13 protein-coding genes are annotated in these 19939 nt (G+C 70.8%); 6 read left to right on the top strand and 7 right to left on the bottom strand.

From position 1 onward, the window contains the following. Positions 1 to 49 precede the first annotated feature (49 nt). The 3 genes from AB0O48_RS27950 to AB0O48_RS27940 form a co-directional block, all read right to left on the bottom strand. Complete coding sequence (locus tag AB0O48_RS27950; protein WP_365069192.1) at positions 50 to 2914, bottom strand: helicase-related protein; 2865 nt, start codon at positions 2912 to 2914, stop codon at positions 50 to 52. A gap of 146 nt (positions 2915 to 3060) precedes the next feature. After that, positions 3061 to 4182, bottom strand: a complete 1122-nt coding sequence (locus AB0O48_RS27945; protein WP_365069223.1) for a hypothetical protein — start codon at positions 4180 to 4182, stop codon at positions 3061 to 3063. Continuing rightward, a complete protein-coding gene (locus AB0O48_RS27940; RefSeq protein ID WP_365069191.1) occupies positions 4182 to 4697 on the bottom strand; it encodes a DUF4365 domain-containing protein in 516 nt (171 codons plus the stop codon). The genes AB0O48_RS27945 and AB0O48_RS27940 overlap by 1 nt, the downstream gene beginning before the upstream one ends. Before the next feature lie 600 nt (positions 4698 to 5297). Between AB0O48_RS27940 and AB0O48_RS27935 the strand changes: the two genes are divergently transcribed. Beyond that, a complete protein-coding gene (locus AB0O48_RS27935) occupies positions 5298 to 6260 on the top strand; it encodes an HNH endonuclease (protein WP_365069190.1) in 963 nt (320 codons plus the stop codon). Between the two features lie 242 nt (positions 6261 to 6502). Here the strand turns inward: AB0O48_RS27935 and AB0O48_RS27930 are convergent, their stop codons facing one another. Further along, a complete protein-coding gene (locus AB0O48_RS27930; RefSeq protein WP_365069189.1) occupies positions 6503 to 8941 on the bottom strand; it encodes a glycoside hydrolase family 2 protein in 2439 nt (812 codons plus the stop codon). 112 nt (positions 8942 to 9053) lie between these two features. On the opposite strand from AB0O48_RS27930, the gene AB0O48_RS27925 reads away from it, so the two are divergent. Continuing rightward, a complete protein-coding gene (locus AB0O48_RS27925) occupies positions 9054 to 10076 on the top strand; it encodes a LacI family DNA-binding transcriptional regulator (protein WP_357250659.1) in 1023 nt (340 codons plus the stop codon). A gap of 6 nt (positions 10077 to 10082) precedes the next feature. On the opposite strand, the gene AB0O48_RS27920 is transcribed toward AB0O48_RS27925, so the two are convergent. Next, positions 10083 to 12464 carry an EAL domain-containing protein gene (locus AB0O48_RS27920; protein ID WP_365069188.1) on the bottom strand — a complete coding sequence of 794 codons (2382 nt, stop codon included), beginning with the start codon at positions 12462 to 12464 and terminating at the stop codon, positions 10083 to 10085. Positions 12465 to 12679: 215 nt separating this feature from the next. On the opposite strand from AB0O48_RS27920, the gene AB0O48_RS27915 reads away from it, so the two are divergent. Beyond that, on the top strand, positions 12680 to 13054 hold the full coding sequence (locus AB0O48_RS27915) for a PH domain-containing protein (RefSeq protein ID WP_365069187.1): 375 nt from the start codon (positions 12680 to 12682) through the stop codon (positions 13052 to 13054). A 9-nt stretch (positions 13055 to 13063) separates the two neighbouring features. Here the strand turns inward: AB0O48_RS27915 and AB0O48_RS27910 are convergent, their stop codons facing one another. Then, positions 13064 to 13990, bottom strand: a complete 927-nt coding sequence (locus AB0O48_RS27910) for a 2-hydroxyacid dehydrogenase (protein ID WP_365069186.1) — start codon at positions 13988 to 13990, stop codon at positions 13064 to 13066. A gap of 186 nt (positions 13991 to 14176) precedes the next feature. On the opposite strand from AB0O48_RS27910, the gene AB0O48_RS27905 reads away from it, so the two are divergent. The 3 genes from AB0O48_RS27905 to AB0O48_RS27895 all read left to right on the top strand — a co-directional run bounded on the left by AB0O48_RS27905 (position 14177) and on the right by AB0O48_RS27895 (position 18923). Continuing rightward, the gene (locus AB0O48_RS27905) at positions 14177 to 15994 is read left to right on the top strand and encodes a GAF domain-containing SpoIIE family protein phosphatase (RefSeq protein ID WP_357250670.1); all 1818 of its coding nucleotides are present in this window, start codon (positions 14177 to 14179) and stop codon (positions 15992 to 15994) included. Between the two features lie 72 nt (positions 15995 to 16066). Next, on the top strand, positions 16067 to 17239 hold the full coding sequence (locus tag AB0O48_RS27900) for a PQQ-dependent sugar dehydrogenase (RefSeq protein WP_357250672.1): 1173 nt from the start codon (positions 16067 to 16069) through the stop codon (positions 17237 to 17239). 61 nt (positions 17240 to 17300) lie between these two features. Further along, positions 17301 to 18923 (top strand): metallophosphoesterase, encoded by a 1623-nt coding sequence (locus AB0O48_RS27895; RefSeq protein ID WP_357250675.1) that lies wholly within the window; start codon positions 17301 to 17303, stop codon positions 18921 to 18923. On the opposite strand, the gene AB0O48_RS27890 is transcribed toward AB0O48_RS27895, so the two are convergent. Then, a complete protein-coding gene (locus tag AB0O48_RS27890) occupies positions 18907 to 19893 on the bottom strand; it encodes an aminoglycoside phosphotransferase (protein WP_365069185.1) in 987 nt (328 codons plus the stop codon). The genes AB0O48_RS27895 and AB0O48_RS27890 overlap by 17 nt on opposite strands. Positions 19894 to 19939: the final 46 nt, after the last annotated feature.

Genomic DNA, 19939 nt, shown 5'->3' with positions numbered 1-19939 from the left:
CCTACCTTTCGCATGCCCTCGCGGCCCTCGCTGCGCTCGGTGCACTCGCTCATGCGGTGCCTCCGGTCTGCGGCACGACGACCAGCAGTGGCCGGACCAGTTGCCGGTCCGGGTTCATGTCGGCCACCAGCCTCTGCTCCTGGGCGATGCTGACCCGGCGTTGCTTCAGGTCACGGCGTTGGATCAGCGCATCTGCCTCGTCCTGCCACTGGGCGAGCCGGTGCGACCACTGCTCGACCCGGTGTGCGACGTCCTTCTCGGCCGCCGCGAACAGGTCGCGCATCTGCGCCCGGGCATGCTGTACGGCCGGGGCAATGAACCTGCCGAGCGCATCAGCTCCGGGCACCGGGCCCGGGTTGGCCCGCGTGGTGTCGAAACCCAACGCGGCCAGCGCCGCGGCGGCAGACGGGTGCGGAGTCACCGGGGCGAACGACAGGGTTTCGGGCACCGGAAACTCGACGGTCAGCCACGCCGCCGAGACGACCTGCCCGCGCCGGTTGGTGAGCGTGCCCAAGAGCAACACCGTCGGATCGTCCACGTCGCTGCGGACCGCGAACACCTGGTTGCGGCCCAGCCCCGCCAAAGCACGGTCCGAAGCCCAGTCCAGCACTGGATGTAGCGGACTCAGGTAGTGCGCGTCCGGCCAACTGGAACCGGTGTCGTCGCGGAGCGCCTGCTCCAACCGGTCCTTGCCCCGAGCCAGGGTGGTAGCCAGGACGAGCCGGTCGGTGACCCGCCGGTCGGCCAGATAGCTCTGCGGCAGAACGTCGAGACGTTGCACCAGGTCGGGAGGCGGGGTCAGCTCGGCCGTCCCGAAAGCGGTATTCCGTCGCCAGGCGACACCGTTGTTGCTCGGCGGCCCGGTCGGGTCGACGAAGGCGGCGTGTAACGCCTCTTCGAGGTAGGAGACCTCGTCGGGATAGAGCCCGGAACCGGCGGCCTCGGTCGTCTCCGGCAGCGGCGCTTCCTCGTCGTCAGCGTCGACGATGCCAAAGAACATCGCCGAAAGGTCGTCACCGGCCAGTACCTCGTCCGGCGTACGCACCACGTCGTCCAGGTCACGCTGCCCGGCCAGGACGGCACGGATGGCGTCCTCCTCGCCCTTGACGTCGTACCGGCCCATCAGCGAGGCGACGTCGCCGAGTGCGCGGTGCGCCTCGTTCTCCTTGTCGACCAGCTTCGCCAGGATTCGGATGTCACCAGCGAACCGGCCGCCGTCCGGCTCCAGTAGCAGGGCGGTGATCCGGGGCGGATGTTGCTGGCCGTAGCGGTCGATGCGGCCGTTGCGTTGCTCAATGCGGATCAAGCTCCACGGGATGTCGTAGTGGAACAGCTCGTGGCACTGGGCGTGCAGGTTGACCCCCTCGGAGGCGACGTCGCCCGTGACCAGGACGCGGATCGGGGCGTGTCCCTGCTTGAACGCATCGACGATTTGCTGCTGCTCCTTGTCGGGCAAGCCACCGTGCATGATCGCCACAGCATCGGTGGGTAGGCCGAGGTCGATCGGCAGGTGCTCGTGCAGCCAGGTGAGCGTGGTTACCCGTTCGGCGAACACCACAGCCCGCGCCGGTGAACCTGACGCCACGCCGATCTCCTGGAGTCGGCGTACCAGCTTGGCGTACTTGGCCGAGCCCTCGGCCAGCGCCTTCGCGTTGAGGTCGGCCAGGTTTTCCAAGGCCGTGCGTTCTCTATCGGCGGCGGCGTCACGGCGGAGGCCGCTCAGCCGCCGCCGAATCGTCTCTGCCAGCGCGGCCGGCGACGACAGGAATGCCTTGGCCAGCGTCCACGGAAACAGTGACGCGTTCTGCCCCGAGTAAGGGGTGCGGCGGTCCGGCGGCCACAGCCACACGTCCTCAAGTTCGCGGGCGACCGCGTTCTCCGCCCGGCTCGCGGGCACCAGCACGTTCTCCGGCTCCTGCCGTTCCGCCCAGTCGGCGCCGACGACGCCAGCCACCTCGTCGCTGTGCCGGTGACGGCGAATCACCAACCGTTCGATCTCGGCGGCCACCAGGTCACCACCGGGTGGGATCGCGGACGGGTCGAGCAACCGGACCAACTCGGCGAAGGACTCCTTGCGGCCGTTGTGCGGAGTCGCCGACGCCAGGATCAGCGTTTCGGTATTGCGGGCCAGTGTGCGGGCCAGCCTGTTGTTCTGGGTGGTCGAGTTGGCAAGGTTGTGCGACTCGTCGATAACGACCGCGTCCCAGCGCTGCCTCTTCAGGCTGGCCGCGTACCGCTCGGACTTCAGCGTGTCGATCGAAATGATCGCTCGCCGGAAGTACGTGAACGGGTTGCGGTTCGCGGGGAGCTTCTGTCGGACCCGTTGGATGCCGGAAGAGTCGAGACGAACGAAGGGCAGGGCGAAGCGCGACCACAACTCCTGCTGCATCTGCTCGAGAACGTGGCGGGGAGTCACGATGAGGATGCGCTCGCCTCTGCCACGGCGCACCAACTCCGACAGGATCATGCCAATTTCCAGGGTCTTGCCGAGCCCCACCGCGTCGGCCAAAAGAATCCGGGGACGCAGGTTGCCCGGGTCCAGGGCCTTGCGCACGGCGGTCTGCTGGTAACTCAACGGAGTGGCGAGCGCCTGGGTGGCGACGGTGAGCGAACGATCGGCGAGCGGAACCGCGGTCTTGCGGTAGGTGGACTCCAGCCAAAGGCGAGCGTTGCGGTAACGCGGGCTGTCGTCCGCCACGACGCTCGCGGCTGCCGGGTCGAGTGGTGCGATCCGGTCGAGGGAGGCGTAGAAGCTGGCCGTGACGTCACGAACCAGTTCGCTCAGTCCCCGGACGTGCACGAGGGGCCCGTCCGCCGTCTCCTCCGAGGTCTGCACCAGCCATTCCTCGTCACGGATGACCACCACCGACCCTGGCGCCACGTCGAGTGCCGACTCGGAACTTGGCTCATTCACAGTCGTCCACCTCCCCCATCGAGCCTCTGTGGTCCGGAGATCCTATGTAGATAGTTACGATTTGGAGACCCCTCATCCGTGCCGGCTGACTGGATCAAGAGCGCCCGCCGTCGTACGAGTGGTGGAATCGCCGCAGGGTGGACCGGTCAGGATGCGGTGATGCCGCCGAGAACCTCGACGCGGGAAACACGCTCGATTCGCCCACGTATCGCGAATCCCGTTACTCGCACGAGTTGCCGGCGACCGTGTGCCTCGACGAGCCGCTGATAGAGCACATCCGGCAGAAGCACCCGGACGGAGCGCTCAGAGGAGCCGTACACGGTGGAAATTGGGCCCCGCACAGTCGCCTGACCGCCCTCGCCGACGTCCCGCCGGAGCTTGCTGACCTGGCCCTCGACCGTGACCTCGCCGTCCGGGACTGCCACCTTGAGCTGCTCGGCGGCAGCGTGCAGCACCTCGATGCGGCGGGAGCTGAATCGAAACGATCGCGCCGGCACGGAGGACGGGAGCTGAACAGCCCAGTTGAACCGGACGTCGTAGGGAACACCGTCGCGGCCAAGCTTGGCGAGCGCGTCACAGACATTCGCCGACACGCCCTCCCGGGTACGGCGGAGAAAAAGCTCAAGATCGAAGTCGCGCTGCGCCTCGCCCGAGGCGGCGAAGCATGCCCTCACCGCCCGGTGCATCTGCAGCGACACCTGTCGGGCCAGCGGCGGGGCGGCGTTCGCGTCGGCGGGTGGAACAGCAAGCTGCGCCGCGATCGCCCAGCTCCCGGCACGTGGCGTTCCCAGTCGGACGGTGCGCGCGAAGTCGAAGGCGCTGTCCGGCCGCCGGCCCTGCACCAGCATCGGTTGCTCGGTCATCAGCGCGTAGGTGGAGGAGACAACCAACTCCCGCACTCCGGCCAACGCGTCCACGGCGTTGAACAGGGGAATCGTCCCGGATGGGCCGCTTGGCAGGAGCCGGAACGAGAGCGTGTCCGCGCCGGTGGTCTCCAGATCGTCGAGGAGGAGCCGGATCGGGCGTTCCTCGACGGCTGCCACGGTGGCGAGGAAGTCGGAGATGCGACTCGCGTAGTCGCGCAGGGCCTGATCGCCGGGGACCAGCACCTGGAAGTCCCCGTCGGCCTCGCGCCGTGACCACAGGGTCGCCCGTTCGAGACGCTGTTCCGGCGCCCAACCAGTTGACGACAGATAGCCGCTTAGCGTCTCGGGTGTCAGGTCCGACGCGGCGCGCAGCTCGTCCGCACTCATGGCGACGGACGGCATCATGACGCGGGCACCCGTTGCGCTGGACGGGGTTCGAGAAGCGATCGCAGGCCCTTGACCGTCAGCAGGTTGCGCTTCGGCACGGGAACCGTGACGTGGCGCTGCGCGGCCTGATCGATCAACGGCGACTTCCGCAGGGACACCCAATATCCGCAGTGACTGAGTCGCAGGGAAGTCTCGTCCGCGTACGCGTACTGACCGACATCCGGGGGGACGATGATCAGGAAGAGGTAACGCGACACGGCGAACCCCTCACCAGCGAGGTTGTTGTAGTGGCGCACGTCCATGGGGTAGAGCCAGTCCAGGCCAGTCCCCTTAGGACTGGACCAGGACTTGACCTGCGCCTCAATCTTGGGGAAGCGGACCGTACCCCGCATCCCCGGGAAGTCGATGGAGAAGTCCACCCCGGTGTGGTCGACGTCCTGTTGACCGGCGATCAGGCCGGCGGCACTGGCCAGGACACGCACGAAACTCTCGCCGAAATAACCTTGATGGTTGTACTTGCCGTAACTCATCCACCTTGCCCCAGGCCCACACCGGACGCGCTCCGTGGGCGTAAACATACTTGCGGTCACCGTTGCTGAAAACCCCTCAGGTCGACGCGATCGATCATCGCCGAGACCTCACTGTGCCGGGGTTTCGTCCTGCGGTGGTCGCCGACCTGCCCCGGAGGGCAATCCGTCCACCTCGGTCGGGCAGGCATCGCAACGCTCCGTTGACTGCCAACCTGCATTCGACAAGCTGCGATCAGCGTCTCCGGTTCATCCGGAGGCATCAGCTCTTGGCACCCGCGCTGGAGAGCCGGACAGGGGGCCCTGCCGGCCGGGGGCGTTGCCGCTGTAGTCGCAGACCCAGCGCGGCACACACGACAGCCTGGATGACACACCCCAGCAGGGGGCGGAAAGGGGACCTCCACCGATCATCGACGCCGCGGCCGCGTAGGCGTCGGCGGCGGCGCTCGGAACGGTCCGATGAGCAGTTCGACCAATCCGCTAGCGCGGATGATCGTCGGTGCCGAGCCTCTCGACAGGGGCTGGCCCCTGCGATCGCTCCCATGCCAAAGTGCCCGTCGATCAGGTTTAACATGGTGGTGCTGATCGGGCGGGGCTGACGGATTGGCTGTCGAGCGACAAGATAGTGCCGTGAGAGCCTATGTCGGAGTCACCGACGGGGACTGGTTCCGGTTCCTGGCGGCTCGCCCGCACCTTGCCGAGGTCAACTTCTGGCGTCCCGCCGGCTCACGGGCCTTCCGCGCGCTGTCCCCCGGCGAGCCCTTCTTCTTCAAGACCCACCACCCACACAACAGGGTGGTGGGCGGTGGCTTTTTCAGTGGCTTCGCGCAGTTGCGCGTATCGGAGGCTTGGGACCTGTTCCAGGAAGGCAACGGAGTCTCGGATCTCGCCGGGATGCGGCGGATCATCGGGAGATACCGGCCAGCACCGATCCCGGCCTCTGAGGATCCGCTGATCGGCTGCGTCTTGATCCGCGACACCGTCTTCTTCCCTGCCGAGGACCCCACCGGGCCGCCGCCAGACTTCGCCTCGAACATCGTTCAGGGCAAGGGATATGTCGTCGCGAAGGAGACGCCCTTCGGCTACTTCCAGGTGCTGATAAGCCGACTGCTCGACGCGCCCCTTGAGGTCGATTTCAGCGAGCCGTGGCACAGGCCCGGCCCGGTCTTCGGGGACCCTCGCCTGACGCCGAACCGGTTGGGACAACAGTCGTTCAAGGCAGTGGTGCTCGACGCCTACGGTCGGCGGTGCGCTATCACCGGTGACCGGATTCAGCCGGTGCTCCAGGCAGCGCACATCAGACCTCTCCCTGCCGGAGGTGAGCACAGGTTGGACAACGGGATGCTGCTCCGGTCCGATGTGCACACTCTCTTCGACCACGGCTACCTCGGCATCGACCCCAAGCATCGGTTGATGGTCAGTCCGCGTCTGCGGGCCGAGTTCGGTAACGGCGAACAGTTCTACGCCCGAGCCGGCACGTCGATCACCGTCCCGACCGCCACTCGCGACCGTCCGCATCGCGAGTTCCTGGAGTGGCACCTCGACGAGGTGTACCAAGCAGCATGAGTTCCCGGGGTACCCAACCCGCAGTTCCTCCCGTACTGCCGTCGGGGTGACCATCTGCGGACTGCGGAGAGCGTGATGCCACTGAGTCATCAAGATGACTGTGGGGCATCACGCGCATCGCACAATCCATCGCCGGATGCGAGGCTGCTCGATCAACACGAGATCGCCAAGATGGCGGTATCGGGGCCGCCGGACACCGCCATGTCGGCGAAGTCATGTTGATCAAGCAGTGGACGGCTCAGTCATCCCAGGTCGTTGACGCAGCGCAGCACCGGGCGTGCGGTCAGGGCCGCAGGATCAAGCGGCCCGCTCGCCCGCACGATTAAGGTGACAGACTCGCCCGGCAGCAGGGTGACCAGGGCTCTGTTCACAGTGGCGGCGGCGTCCAGTCGGTCCGGGAAGAGGGTCAGGTCGCGCAGCACCGTGCGGGCGGTAACCCGGACCCGCTGGCCGCCGTCCACCGGTTCGACAGTCGCGTCCCAGGCCGCCGCCGGCCAGTCGACGTCCCGGTCCTCGGCGAAGAACCACAGCGCCCGCTCGACGCCCGCCTCGGCCACGAGCAGCTCGCGCCGGGCCTCGTCCGGACGGGCCAGGTCCGCCGGCAGAGCCAGCGTCACCGCGGAGTACGCGGGCACCTCCAGCTCCATCGTCGTCTTCGCGCGGGGCTCACCGGCGAGGGTCAGCCGGGTCACCGAGGCCGGCGCCCGCCAGGTCGTGCCGCCGTCGTTGACCGCGACGAGGGCCAGCCCGCCGTCGCGGGGTTGGACGGTCAACAGCCGGTCGGCGTACGCGTGGCGCAGCGCGTACCACAGGGGTTTGCGGCGGCCGTCGCCGTCGACGGCCGACCAGGAGGTCACCGGCCAGCAGTCGTTGAGCTGCCAGACGATGGTGCCCGCGCAGATGCCCCGGTGGGAGCGGAAGTGTTCGACCCCGAGTTGGATGGCCCGGGCCTGGTTGAGCTGCGTCAGGTAGTGCCAGTCGTCGAAGTCCGCCGGGGCGGGCAGGTGCGCGTCCAGGCCACGCTGCAACTTCACGTCACCGCCGGCCGCCTTCTGGTGGTGGGCCATGCCGGGTGAGTCGTGCGCCAGGGGTTCGTCGCTCAGTGCCCGGCGCAGGGTCGCGTACGTCGGTGGGGCCTGGTAGCCGAACTCGGCGACGAAGCGCGGCACGTACTCCCGGTATTTGGTGTAGTCGTCGGTGTTCCACACGTCCCAGATGTGGGTGGTGCCGTGTGCCGGGTCGTTGGGGTGGATCGCCTCGGTGCCCGACCAGGGGCTGCCCGGCCAGTACGGGCGGGTGGGGTCCAGGTTGCCAACGATCCGGGGCAGCACGTCGAGGTAGTAGCCGCGCCCCCAGGTGCGGCCGGCGAGGGCCGACTGCCAGTCCCAGTCGTGCCAGGCCCAGATGTTCTCGTTGTTGCCGGTCCACAGCACCAGCGACGGGTGGGGCGTCAACCGGGTCACCTGTTCGGCGGCCTCGGCGGCCACCTCACTGGCGAAGGGCTCCTCCTCCGGGTACGCGGCGCAGGCGAAGAGGAAGTCCTGCTGGACGAGGAGTCCACGCTCGTCGGCGAGGTCGTAGAAGTCCGCCGACTCGTACCGGCCGCCGCCCCAGACGCGCAGCAGGTTGACGTTGGCTTCGGCGGCCTGGTCGAACCGTTCGGCGAGCCGGTCCCGGGTGATCCGGGTGGGGAACGTGTCGTCGGGGATCCAGTTGACCCCGCGGACGAAGACCGGGACGTCGTTCACCGACAGCGTGAACGGGGTGCCGTGGTCGTCGGGAGTGGTGTCCAGTCGTACCGAGCGGAAGCCGATCCGGTGCGACCAGGTGTCCAGGGTGTCGCCGTCCGGCGCGTGCAGCGTCACCTCGATCGGGTGGCGGGCCTGTTCGCCGTACCCCCGGGGCCACCAGAGCGCGGGCTCGCGGACGGCGAGGATCAGCACGGCCGTGCGCTGCCCGGCCGGGACGACCGTCTCGGCGTGGGCGCCGGCGACGACGGCCCGGACGGTGAGTGGCACGTCCGCGACCCGCTCGATGTCGACGTGCAGCTCGACCCGGCCGTCGCGGCCGTCCATGGTGACAAGTGGACGGACGGTGGCCAGCCGGGCGGTGGACCAGGCGTGCAGGCTGATGTCCTGCCAGATGCCGGCGGTGACCAGGGTCGGCCCCCAGTCCCAGCCGAAGTTGCAGGCCATCTTGCGGATGAAGTGGAACGGCTCCGGGTACGCGTTGGGCCGGTCGCCGAGCCGCTCGCGCTGCGCCTCGGCGTAGCGGTACGCGGAGTCGAACGCCACGGACAGGTCGTTGTCGCCGTCGCGCAGCAGCGCGCGGACGTCGAACCGGTAGCCGCGGTGCATGTTCGCGGTGCGGCCGATCTCGACGCCGTTGACGGTGAGCGTGGCGACGGTGTCCAGGCCGGCGCAGACCAGGTCCACTCGGTCGTGGTCGCCGGTCGGGCGTCGGAAGCTCGTCCGGTAGTGCCAGTCGGTGCGCCCGATCCAGGCCACGGCCAGCTCGTTGTCGTCGAGGTAGGGATCGGGAATCAACCCCGCGTCGAGCAGGTCGGTGTGCACGCAACCGGGTACGGTCGCCGGCACGGCCCGCCCGGCGATGTCGGCGGGCACCTCCGCTTCGGATGCCGCCCGCAGGGTCCAACCGTCGTAGAGTGCCTGTCGGCTCAACTCCGCACCGCACCTTCTGCATCGAAAGACGCCTACTGAACCGGATAAGCTGAGCCACCGTACGGTTCGGTAATTCGGACTGTCAACGGCCCGAGAGCGAAGGAGTACGCCGGTGAAGCGGCCGACCATCGCCGACGTCGCCCGGCACGCCGGGGTGTCCAAGGGCGCCGTGTCGTACGCGCTGAACGGGCAGCCCGGAGTCTCCGAGGCCACCCGGCAGCGCATCCTGGCCATCGCCACGGAGATCGGTTTCAGCCGCAGCAGCGCCGCCCGCGCCCTCTCCGCCGCCACCGCCGGGGCGGTCGGCCTGGCCCTGTGCCGGCCGGCCCGGATCCTCGGCATCGAGCCGTTCTTCATGGCGCTGATCAGTGGCGTCGAGGCCGAACTGTCCGCCCGCTCGTACGCGCTGACCCTCCAGGTGGTGGCCGACCCGGACGCCGAGATCGCGGTCTACCGGCGCTGGTGGGGCGAACGTCGGGTGGACGGGGTGCTGATCTGCGACCTGCGCACCGACGACCGCCGCATCCCCGCCCTGGAGCAGCTTCAACTGCCCGCGGTGGTGATCGGCGGCCCCGGTGGCACAGGTGCGCTGGCCAGCGTGTGGTCCGACGACGCGGCAGCGCTGACCGAGACGGTGGAATACCTGGTCGCGCTCGGGCACCGGCGGATCGCCCGGGTCGCCGGCCTGCCCGACCTGCGGCACACCGAGATCCGTACCGACGCGTTCGCGGCGGTGTGTCGACGGCTCGGCCTGGTCGACGCGGTCACCGTCTGGTCCGACTACAGCGGCGAGGAGGGCGGGCGGGCCACCCGCCGGCTGCTCAGCGCCGCCCAGCGGCCCACGGCGGTCATCTACGACAACGACGTGATGGCCATCGCGGGGCTCTCCGTGGCCCAGGAGATGGGGCTCACCGTGCCCGGTGATCTGTCCATCGTGGCCTGGGACGACTCGCCACTGTGCCGGCTGGTGCACCCACCGCTGACCGCGCTGGGCCGGGACATTTCGGCGTACGGCGCGCACGCCGCCCGGCAGCTGCTCGCCGTCATTGGCGGGGAGCCGGTGAGCCGGGTGCAGGACGAGACACCGCGCCTGACCCCGCGGGGCAGCACCGCACCACCGCCCCGAGGGAGATGAACCGGTTCAGCGGGAGGCGGAGGGAAACTCCTCGAAGTACGCCTCCACCCGCTCGGCCGTCGCCGGGCGGGCCAGCGCGAACCCCTGCCCGTACCGGCAGCCGCCCCGGCGGGCCACCTCGACCTGCGTCGACGACTCCAACTCCTCGGCGACGATCTCGACGCCCAGCCGCTCACCGACGTTGACCACCACGTCGATCAGCGGTGGCTGCCCGTCCGGCCGGGCGCCCACCACCTCCGGGCCCACCTTGAGCAGGTCGATCGGCAGCCGGCGGAGCTGGGCCAACGAGGCGTGCTCGGCCCGGAAGTCGTCCAACGCGGTGCGGACGCCCAACGACCGCAGCCCGGCCAGCCGGGCCACCACTGTCGGCAGGTCACCCGCCACCCTCGGCTCGCTCACCTCCACCACCAGCCGCTCCGGTGGCACCCCGTACGCGGCCAGCACGGCCGCCGTCCGCTGCACGAAGTCGGGTGTCGTCAGCTCCCGGGTCGTGACGTTCACCGCCATCCACAACTCCCGGACGCCCACCGACCAGTCGGACAACTGCCGGCAGGCCCGGTCCAGTACCCACCACTCCAACTCGCCGACCAGGTCCAGGTCCTCGGCGACCGGCAACAGCTCCGCCGGGAGCACCGTGCCGAGCACCGGGCTGCGCCAGCGCAGCAGCGCCTCCGCACCCACCGGTTGCCCGTCGGCCAGGTCGACCACCGGCTGGTAGACGAGATCCAACTCGCCACGGGCCACCGCACCCGGCAACTCGCGTTCCAGGTCGAGCCGACGTACCAGCTGTTCCTCCAGGAACGCGTCATACCATTCGACCCGGTCCCGGCCCAGCTGCACGGCCCGCCGTCGGGCCAGCTCGGCCTGCCGGAGCACGTCCGCCGGCCGGTCACCGCTCACCTCGGCCAGCCCGATGCTGGTCTGCACCCGCACCTCCGCACCGGCCATCGGGTAGGGCGGGGCGAGCGCGGCCAGCAGCCGGGTGCCCAGCGCGTACGCCAGTACCGGGCCGGCTGCGGTGACCACGGCGAAGCCGGCACCCGTGCAGCCGGTGACCAGATCGTCGGCAGCGATGACGGCGCGGACCCGGTGCACCGCCTCGGCCAGCACGTCCTCCCGGACGGTCGGGCTGATCCCGTCGGTGACGTGCAGGTCCACCAGCAGCAGCGCACCTGACGGTGCCGGCACGTCGCCGATCGCGGCGAGGGCGTCCAGCAGGGCTGCCCGGTCACCGGGCGCGCCACCTCCCGCCGGAGCGGGCCGCCGGTTCAGCGCCGACCAGCCGGCGTCCTCCTCCGCCGGCCAGGCCGAGCCGGTGCCGTGCGCGGTCACCGGGTCAGCCGGGTCGCGCCTGTCGTGTGCGGGGTCGGCCAGCGGGAGATGACCCAGCCAGCGTGGTGGGACCGCGTGGCGGTGCCGCACCGCGCTGCCGGCGGGTCGGCGATGGGCGGCGGGACGCGCGGAGGTGGGGGCGTCACCCGCTCGCAGCAGCTCGCGCAGCACCAGGGGCGGCACCGCCGCCAGCGCCAGCAACACGCTCGTCCGATCCGGCGCGCGGCCGGCGGCCAGGTGCACAGCCGTCGCCAGCAGGAGCACCGCGGCGGGGAGCACCGACCGCGGCCACGCCGAAGCGATCGGCTCCACCGGCTCGCCGTCGCCCGCGTCCGCCGCGTCGACCGCACCGACCGCGACCAGCAACATTCCGAGCACCAGCGGGGGTACGGCCAGCAGGGTCACCCGCCCGCTCGGCGTGGACGGCAGCGTGGCCAGCAGCACCAGCCCACCCAGGGTGAGCAGGACACCGCCCCGGCAGACCGCCGTGCCCGTACGTCGCCGCGGCCCGGCGAACGCGGTGAGCGCGGCCATGCCCAGCCCACCGAGCGCCAACGCGGCCACCAGCCGGAGCGGAACCGGCGGGCCGGCACGGGGTAGCAGCAGCCAACCGGCGAGAGCCAACCCGACGGCCGGGCCGCTCGACTCGACCAGCCCGCGCAGCCGGACCCCGGCGGACGGGCGCGTCCGGCCGGGAAGCCGGCACAGCCCCGCCCCGGCGAGGGCTGCCACGACCAGAGACCCGACCAGCACGGTGACGGTGTGCCCGCCAGCGACCAGCGGCAGTGCGACAGCGGTCAGACCGGCCGTCACCACCGCCGCGTCGAGCAGCACGCCCGCTCGCCGCAGTGGGCTGTGGACGCGACGCGAGACGGCCAGCCGGGAGAGCCGCACTCCGGCGAGCGTGGCACCGGCGCCAGCCGCCAGCGCGATCACCACCGGAGTCGGCACCAGGTCGAGGGCACCGGCGACGAGAAGCAGCGCCACCGCCGCGGACGTGGCGGTCTCCAGTGCCCGGCGGGGGGCGAGGACGCGGAACGGGTACGCGAGGAGCACGGCGGTCGCCTTCGTGAGGGGGCACGGGGCGGTACGACGGTGCGGGACATCGACCATTCCTGGTCCGCTGTCCAACAATTGTGAACGATCGGCGGCCACATCGGTTACGTGCCGGTCACCCAGAGGAGGCAATGACCTGTGTCACTGTACGACGTACCACCCCCTCGGCACCGCCCGCCGCGAGCCGGACCGGTCCGGGGTGGGATCATCGGAGGGTGAGTAAGCCCGACACGGTCCGCTTCCGCTACAACCAAGCCATCCTGGTCGCCTCGGTCATCGCCTTCATCGGCGCCCTGCCCCTGGCGAACGCCCGGACCTACCTGCTGCCGGTGCTGCTCGTCCCGCTCGCCGTCGGGGTGTGGGCCTGGCGGGCCGGCACCGACGCCGACGCGCGGGAACTACGCATACGCGCGTTGGTCGGGCAACGCCGCCTCACCTGGGACCGGGTCGTCGAGCTGACCGCCGACCAGCGCGGGCGGGCCGTCGCACGGCTCGACGACGGCCAGCAAATCACCCTGCCGGCCGTCCGTGGCGCGGACCTGCCCCGGCTGATCTCGGCCACCGGTCAGACGCTGCCCCACGCCGACTGAGGTGTCCGGTCAGTAGCCGTCCACGACCGCGTTGATCAGCGGCTGTCCGGCGGCGAACCGGCGAACCTGGTCACCGACCAGGCGGTAGGCCCGCGGCAGCAGGCCGCGCACCGAGCCCGCCACGTGCGGCGTGAGCAGCACGTTCGGCATCAGCCAGAGCGGAGAGTCGGCGGGTAGCGGCTCCGGGTCGGTGACGTCCAGCGCGGCCGAGATCCGGCCGGTGCCCAACTCGGCGACGAGCGCCTCGGTGTGTGCCACCGGCCCACGGGCGGCGTTGACCAGCAGCGCCCCGTCCGGCATCGCGGCCAGGAAGTCCTTGTCGATCAGGCCACGCGTCTGGTCGGTGAGCGGCACCAGCACCACCACCACGTCCGCCTCGGGCAGCAGCCGGGGTAACTCCTCGACCGCGTGCACCCCCTGTTCCGGTCGGGCCGTCCTGGCGACCAGGGTGAAGGTCACCTCGAAGGGGGTGAGCCGGTCGCGCACCGCGGTGCCGATCGAACCGGCGCCGATGATGAGCACCCGCTTGCCGGTCAGCTCGTCGGTCGGGGTGTTCCCCTGGTTCGACCAGCGCCGGTCGGCCTGGGCCCGGACGAACGCCGGGAACGCCCGCAGTTGGGCGAGGATCGCGGTGACGACCCACTCGGCGGTGGACGGGTCGTGCACGCCCCGGGCATCACAGAGGGTGACACCCGGAGGTGTCCGGCCGGCCCAGGCGTCCGCCCCGGCGGAGAGCAACTGCACCACCGCCAGGTCGGGCAGCTCACGCAGCAGCGCCGTCGCGTCGGTGCCGGTCAGGAACGGTGGCACCCAGACGCGGACGTCCGCCACCTCCGAGGGCAACCGGTCGGCGTGCTCCAGAACCTCGACCGTCACATCCGGGGGCAGCTCACCCATCAGCTTCAGGCCGGCCTGGTTCGGAATCCATACCTTCACGTCAGCCGACGATAGTCCCCTCCGCCGCGGCCGGAGTGGGCGCGGGCACGAACCGGCGTCCCGGGGGATGGCGCGCCGGGCCGGGGCGGGCGAGACTCAGCACACCGATGTTCGACCCGGGCCTGGACGAGGTATAACGAAGGGTCGGAGGGCCGGTCGGCCTCCGCCCCAGCAGACAGGTGCTCGATGACCGACGGCTCCCCCGGCACCGCCCGGCGTCCAATCGCCTCACCTGCGGCGCTCGGCGACCCGGGGCGGCTGCGCGCGCTCGCCGACACCGGGCTCGACGCCGTCCCGGACGAGGCGTTCGACAGGTTCGCGCGGCTGGTCAGCGACCTGCTGGACGTGCCGGTCGCGCTGGTCTCCCTGGTCTCCGCCGACCGGCAGTTCTTCCCGGGCGCGGTCGGGTTGCCGGAGCCCTGGTCGGAGCACCGGCAGACCCCGCTGAGCCACTCGTTCTGCCAGCACGTCGTGGACATCGAGGTGCCGATGGTGCTGCCGGACGCCCGGCTCTACCCCCGCGTTCGGGACAACCTGGCCATCGACGACCTCGGCGTGGTCGCGTACGCAGGGATGCCGCTGACCGACCTCTCCGGCCGGGTGCTCGGCTCGCTCTGCGCCATCGACAACAAGCCCCGCGCCTGGACGGCCGCGCAGCTGCGGACCCTGGCCGATCTGGCTGCCGCCTGCTCGTCGGAGCTGCGGCTGCGCATCGCCCTGGACGGCGCGCAGGAGGCACGGCGGCGAGTCGTGCAGGCGCACGAGCGGCTGGAGTTGCTGGCCGGGGTGAGCGAGACACTGGCCGGCACCCTGGACGTGGGCACCGCGCTGCGCCGGCTCGCCGCCGCCATGGTGCCGCTGCTCGCCGACTGGTGCCTGCTCACCCTGATCGGCCCGACCGGCCTGCCGCGCGAGGTGGTCTCGGTGCACCGTGACCCGGCCCGAGCAGCGGACATCGACCGCTTCGGTGAGTTGCTGCGCACCGGGCTGAGCCCGGACTCGTCCATCCGGGCGGTGCTGCGGACCGGCCAGCCCCGGCTCGGCAGCATCGCGTCGCTGGCCGACGTGACGAGGGGCACCACCCACCCGGAGATGGCGCCGATCGCCGCCCGCCTGGGCATCGCGTCCTACCTGAGCGTGCCGGTGCCGGGTGTCGGCGGCACCGTGCTGGGCGCGATCACCCTGGTCAACGGCACCGGGCGGCAGCAGTTCGACGACCGCGACCTGCTCACCGCGGTCGAGATCGGCCGCCGGGCCGGCCAGGCCGTCGGCAACAGTTCGATGTACGGCGAGCAGCGACACGTCGCCGAGGTCCTGCAACACAGCATGCTGCCGCGGCTCCCGGTCGTGCCGGAGCTGGAGTTGGCGGCCCGCTACCAGCCGGCGGCCGACCGGGTGGAGGTGGGCGGCGACTGGTACGACGCGTTCGTCCAGCCCAACGGCGATCTGATCGCGGCGATCGGAGACGTGGCCGGGCACGACATCGAGGCGGCGGCGACCATGGGCCAGCTGCGCAACCTGGTGCGGGGCAACGCCTACGGCCGGCCGGACACGGTCGGGGCGCTGCTGAGCAACCTGGACGGCGCGATCCGCGGCCTGCGGCTGCCGATCGCCGCCACCGCGACGCTGGTCCGGATCTGTCCGCAGGATGCCGGCGGCCACGAGGTGACCTGGTCCAACGCCGGGCATCCGCCGGCCCTGGTGGTCCGTGTCGGTGGGACTGTCGAGATTCTCGTGGCGACACCGGAACCACTGCTCGGTCTGGCCCGGCCGTCGTCGCGGACCAGCCAGTCGACGAGCCTGACCACCGGCGACACCCTGCTGCTCTACACCGACGGGCTGATCGAGCGGCGGGACCGGTCCATCGACGAGGGACTGGCCGAGCTGGTGGTCCGCCTGAACGGCACCGACACGCTGCCCCTCGACAAGCTGTGCGACCTGCTGCTCGCCTCGATCCGCCACCGCGAGGACGACACCGCGCTGCTGGCCGTGCGGGCACGGTGAACGATGCACCGCCCGGGTTGGCCGACACCCATCGGGCTCGACCGAGCCGTCCGGCGGGCTACCCTGGGCCGGGTGAGAGCCCGTCCCCCGTACCCTCGCGTTCGTAACCTCCGGCTGGCCCTCGCGGCGTCCTGCGCGGCGCTGCTGCTCAGCGCGGGTTGCAGCTTCGGCGAACCGGATCCCGACCCGGCCGGCGAGCCGCCCAACCTCCCGACCCCGTCCGTGTCGGCGAGCCCCGGCGGCGCCGGCCAGCAGGCGGTGGCGACGGTCCTCGCGAAGGGTCTGCGGGTGCCCTGGGCCATCGCCTTCCTGCCGGACGGGGCCGCGCTCGTCACCGAACGGGACAGCGGTCGGATCCTGCAGGTCGGCCCCGAGTCCGGGCCGGACGGGCTGCGGGTCCGCCCGGTGCAGACGATCACCGACGTGGCCGCGGCCGGCGAGGGCGGCCTGCTCGGCATCGCCGTCTCCCCCGACTACGCCAAGGACCGGACGGTCTTCGTCTACTACACGGCCGAGCGGGACAACCGGGTCGCCCGGCTGCAACTCGGTGGGCAGCCCACCCCGATCCTCACCGGCATCCCCAAGGCCAACGTGCACAACGGCGGCGGGTTGGGGTTCGGCCCGGACGGGCAGCTCTACGTCAGCACCGGTGACGCCGGTCAACGTCCCCTCTCGCAGGACGTGAAGAGCCTCGGCGGCAAGGTCCTCCGGATCACCCGGGAGGGCAAGCCCGCCCCGGGCAACCCGTACCCCGGCTCGCCGGTCTGGTCCCAGGGTCACCGCAACGTCCAGGGTTTCGCCTGGGACGCCGCCAAGCGGATGTTCGCCGTCGAGTTCGGCCAGAACACCTGGGACGAGATCAACCAGATCACCAAGGGCGGCAACTACGGCTGGCCGGAGGTCGAGGGGCGGGCCGGCGACAAGCGGTTCACCGACCCGATCACGCAGTGGGCGACCGAGGACGCGTCCTGCTCGGGTCTGGCCGCCACGGACCGGCTGCTGGTCACCGGCTGCCTGCGCGGCAAACGCCTCTGGGTGATGGAGCTGACCGACACCGGCACGCTGCTCGGCCAGCCCAGTGAGCTGCTCACCAACCGCTACGGCCGACTGCGCGCGGTGGCCGCCGCGCCGGACGGTTCGCTCTGGGTGAGCACCTCCAACCACGACGGGCGGGGCAACCCCGGGGGCGACGACGACCGGCTCCTGCGGGTGGTCTTCGCGGGCGGCGACGGCGGCCGCAGCTGACCTTCGTCACCATCCGTTCAGGTTTACCAAGATCTTCCGACGGGCAGGTCAGAATTTCAGCATGGACGGGCAGCGCGACGAGCAGCACGACGACGCCAGTGATCGGGACGTCCCGGTGACCGACGGCGATTCGCCACGTTCGACGCGCTCGCTGGTCGGCCCCGGCGGGCCGCTGCGCCGCATCGGGCTGATCGTCGCCGTCCTCGCCGTGGCCCTGTCCGGGGCGGTGCTCGGGGTGCTGGCCGGTGGTCAGGTCGACACCGACATCGGGCCGTTCCGGGCCAACCTCAGCATCTCCCCCGCCCGCGACGGTGGCACCACCGTCGACATTCCGCCGCTCGGCGCGTTGCTGCTCGACAGCCACGACGGGCCGACCCACCTCACCGTGCGGCTGGGCGCACTTGACCAGGGACGCACCGAGGCGCTGATCGACGACCCGGCCAGCATCAGCCGGGCCAGCCAGAGCGCCGTGGAGGACGTCCGCTCCGGTGTGATGCGGCTCGGCCTGCGCACCCTCGGCGCGTCGGTGCTGGTCACCCTGATCCTGGCCGGGCTGATCTTCCGCAACGTCCGACGGACCGCCTGGGCGGGTGGGCTCGCGCTGCTGGTCACCGCCGGGAGCCTCGGCACGGCGGCGGCCACCGTCCGTCCCCAGGCGATCGAGGAGCCACGTTACGAGGGGTTGCTGGTCAACGCGCCAGCCATCGTCGGTGACGCCCGCCGGATCGCCAACGACTACACCAAGTACGCCGAGCAGTTGCAACGCCTGGTCGGCAACGTCAGCCAGCTCTACACCACCGTGTCGGCGCTTCCGCTGTTGGAGCCGACCCCGGGCACCACGCGGGTGCTGCACGTCTCCGACATGCACCTCAACCCGACCGGCTGGCAACTCATCCGGACGGTGGTGGAGCAGTTCGGCATCGACGTGGTGATCGACACCGGCGACATCACCGACTGGGGCAGCGAACCGGAGGCGTCCTTCGTCGGCTCGATCAGCCTGCTCAAGAAGCCGTACGTCTTCATCCGCGGCAACCACGACTCCGGCAAGACCGCCGCCGCCGTCGCCCGTCAGCCGAACGCGATCGTGTTGAACAACTCGACGACGACGGTCGCCGGCCTGACCATCGCCGGCATCGGCGACCCCCGCTTCACCCCGGACAAGAACACCTCACCCGCCGGCAGTGGCCTGACCCAGCAGGTCGCCGACCAGGTGATCGACGCGGGCGAGCAGCTCGCGACCACGGTGCGCCGTTCACCCCAGCCGGTGAACATCGCGCTGGTGCACGACCCGGCGTCGGCCGGGCCACTCGCCGGCACCTGCCCGCTGGTGCTGGCCGGGCACACCCACGCGCGGCAGGTGTCCCGGTTGCCCCAGGCGCCCGGCCAGCAGCCCACCGCGCTGATGGTCGAGGGCTCCACCGGCGGCGCGGGCCTGCGCGGCCTGGAGGGCGAGAAGCCCACCCCGCTGACGATGACGGTCCTCTACTTCGACCAGCAGAAGATGCTCCAGGCGTACGACGACATCACCGTGGGCGGCACCGGTCAGTCCCAGGTCAACCTGGAGCGGCACGTGGTGGCCGATCCGGCGCAGGGCGCCCCCGCGTCGGTCACCCCGACGCCGACCGGGGGCGCGCCGGAGTCACCCCAACCCCTGGAAAGCCCGACCCCTACCCCGACCGGCTGATCCGGAGTGCTTTGGTGATGTTCCACTCGGCCAGATCGAGCATCCACTGCCTGTTGGGGAAGTCGGTGTCGGCGATGCGAAGGGGGCCGTCGATCAGGGACAACACCTGCGCATACCGGTAGAGGTCAAGTCTGTGGGGATCGAGGTCTACTGGGCGCAGGGCCGGATAGGCGTCGCCGAAGCGCATCTGGAGCCAGGCGTGTTCCCACTCGACGTCGAAGTAGGCGAGCCCTTCAATGTCGATCATGGCGGGTTCGCCGGTGGGTGTGACAAGCACGTGATCTGGTCCGAGTTCGCCGTGCACCAAGCCGTATGCGTGGCGGGCGGTAACCGCGCCGTGCAGGTGCCGCACATGATCAGCGATCTGGTCGTGCGCGGCGGAGAGCCGGGTGTCGCGAGCCGCCGCTGCGGCGAGGTGGCCGAGGGCCCGGTCGGCGATGATGTCCTCGGTACGTCGAGTCTGGGGCGCCTCGCCGCGCGCGACAGCGGCGAGCTTGCCGTATTGCGGGCTCAGCGTGGTGTGCATGCGGCGCAAGGCTTCACCCAGGGTGGACAGCGGGGTGGCGGCAGCGGCCGGGTCACCTTCGAGCAAGGCTTCAAGCGTCCTCGTGCCGACGTCCTCCACCAGCGCGATGTCGGAGTCCAGATAACCGCCGTCGCGGTCGAGCATCAGCAGCCGGGGGGTCCGCACGCCGGCGGCGGCGAGTGCCGCGTGGTTGACGGCGAACAGTTCCGCGCCCGACGCGTCAGTGAACGGGTCGTCCGGAACAGTGGGTGACGGCGGCCAGTAGTTCTCGCCGGCCGCCCACAGGTAGAGGATCACCGTGGTCTGGTCATCCAGCTGAAGCCGGTAGACACCTTTCTTGCTGCCGCCGGTCAGTCGGTCCAGGGCGGCGAGCTTGCGGTCAGCGCCGAACTGGTGCGCCACCAGGTCGCGTACATCGTCCGGCTGGAGGAACGCCCGTGTCATGGTCGCCTTTCCGTTGGCGGGCCGAGTTGCTGTGGCCGCCCGCCAG

Source organism: Micromonospora sp. NPDC085948, assembly GCF_040686315.1.
In the GTDB taxonomy this organism is placed as follows: Bacteria; Actinomycetota; Actinomycetes; order Mycobacteriales; family Micromonosporaceae; genus Micromonospora.
Note: the sequence above shows the minus strand (reverse complement) of the source record. Positions and strands in the feature narration are given on the sequence as shown.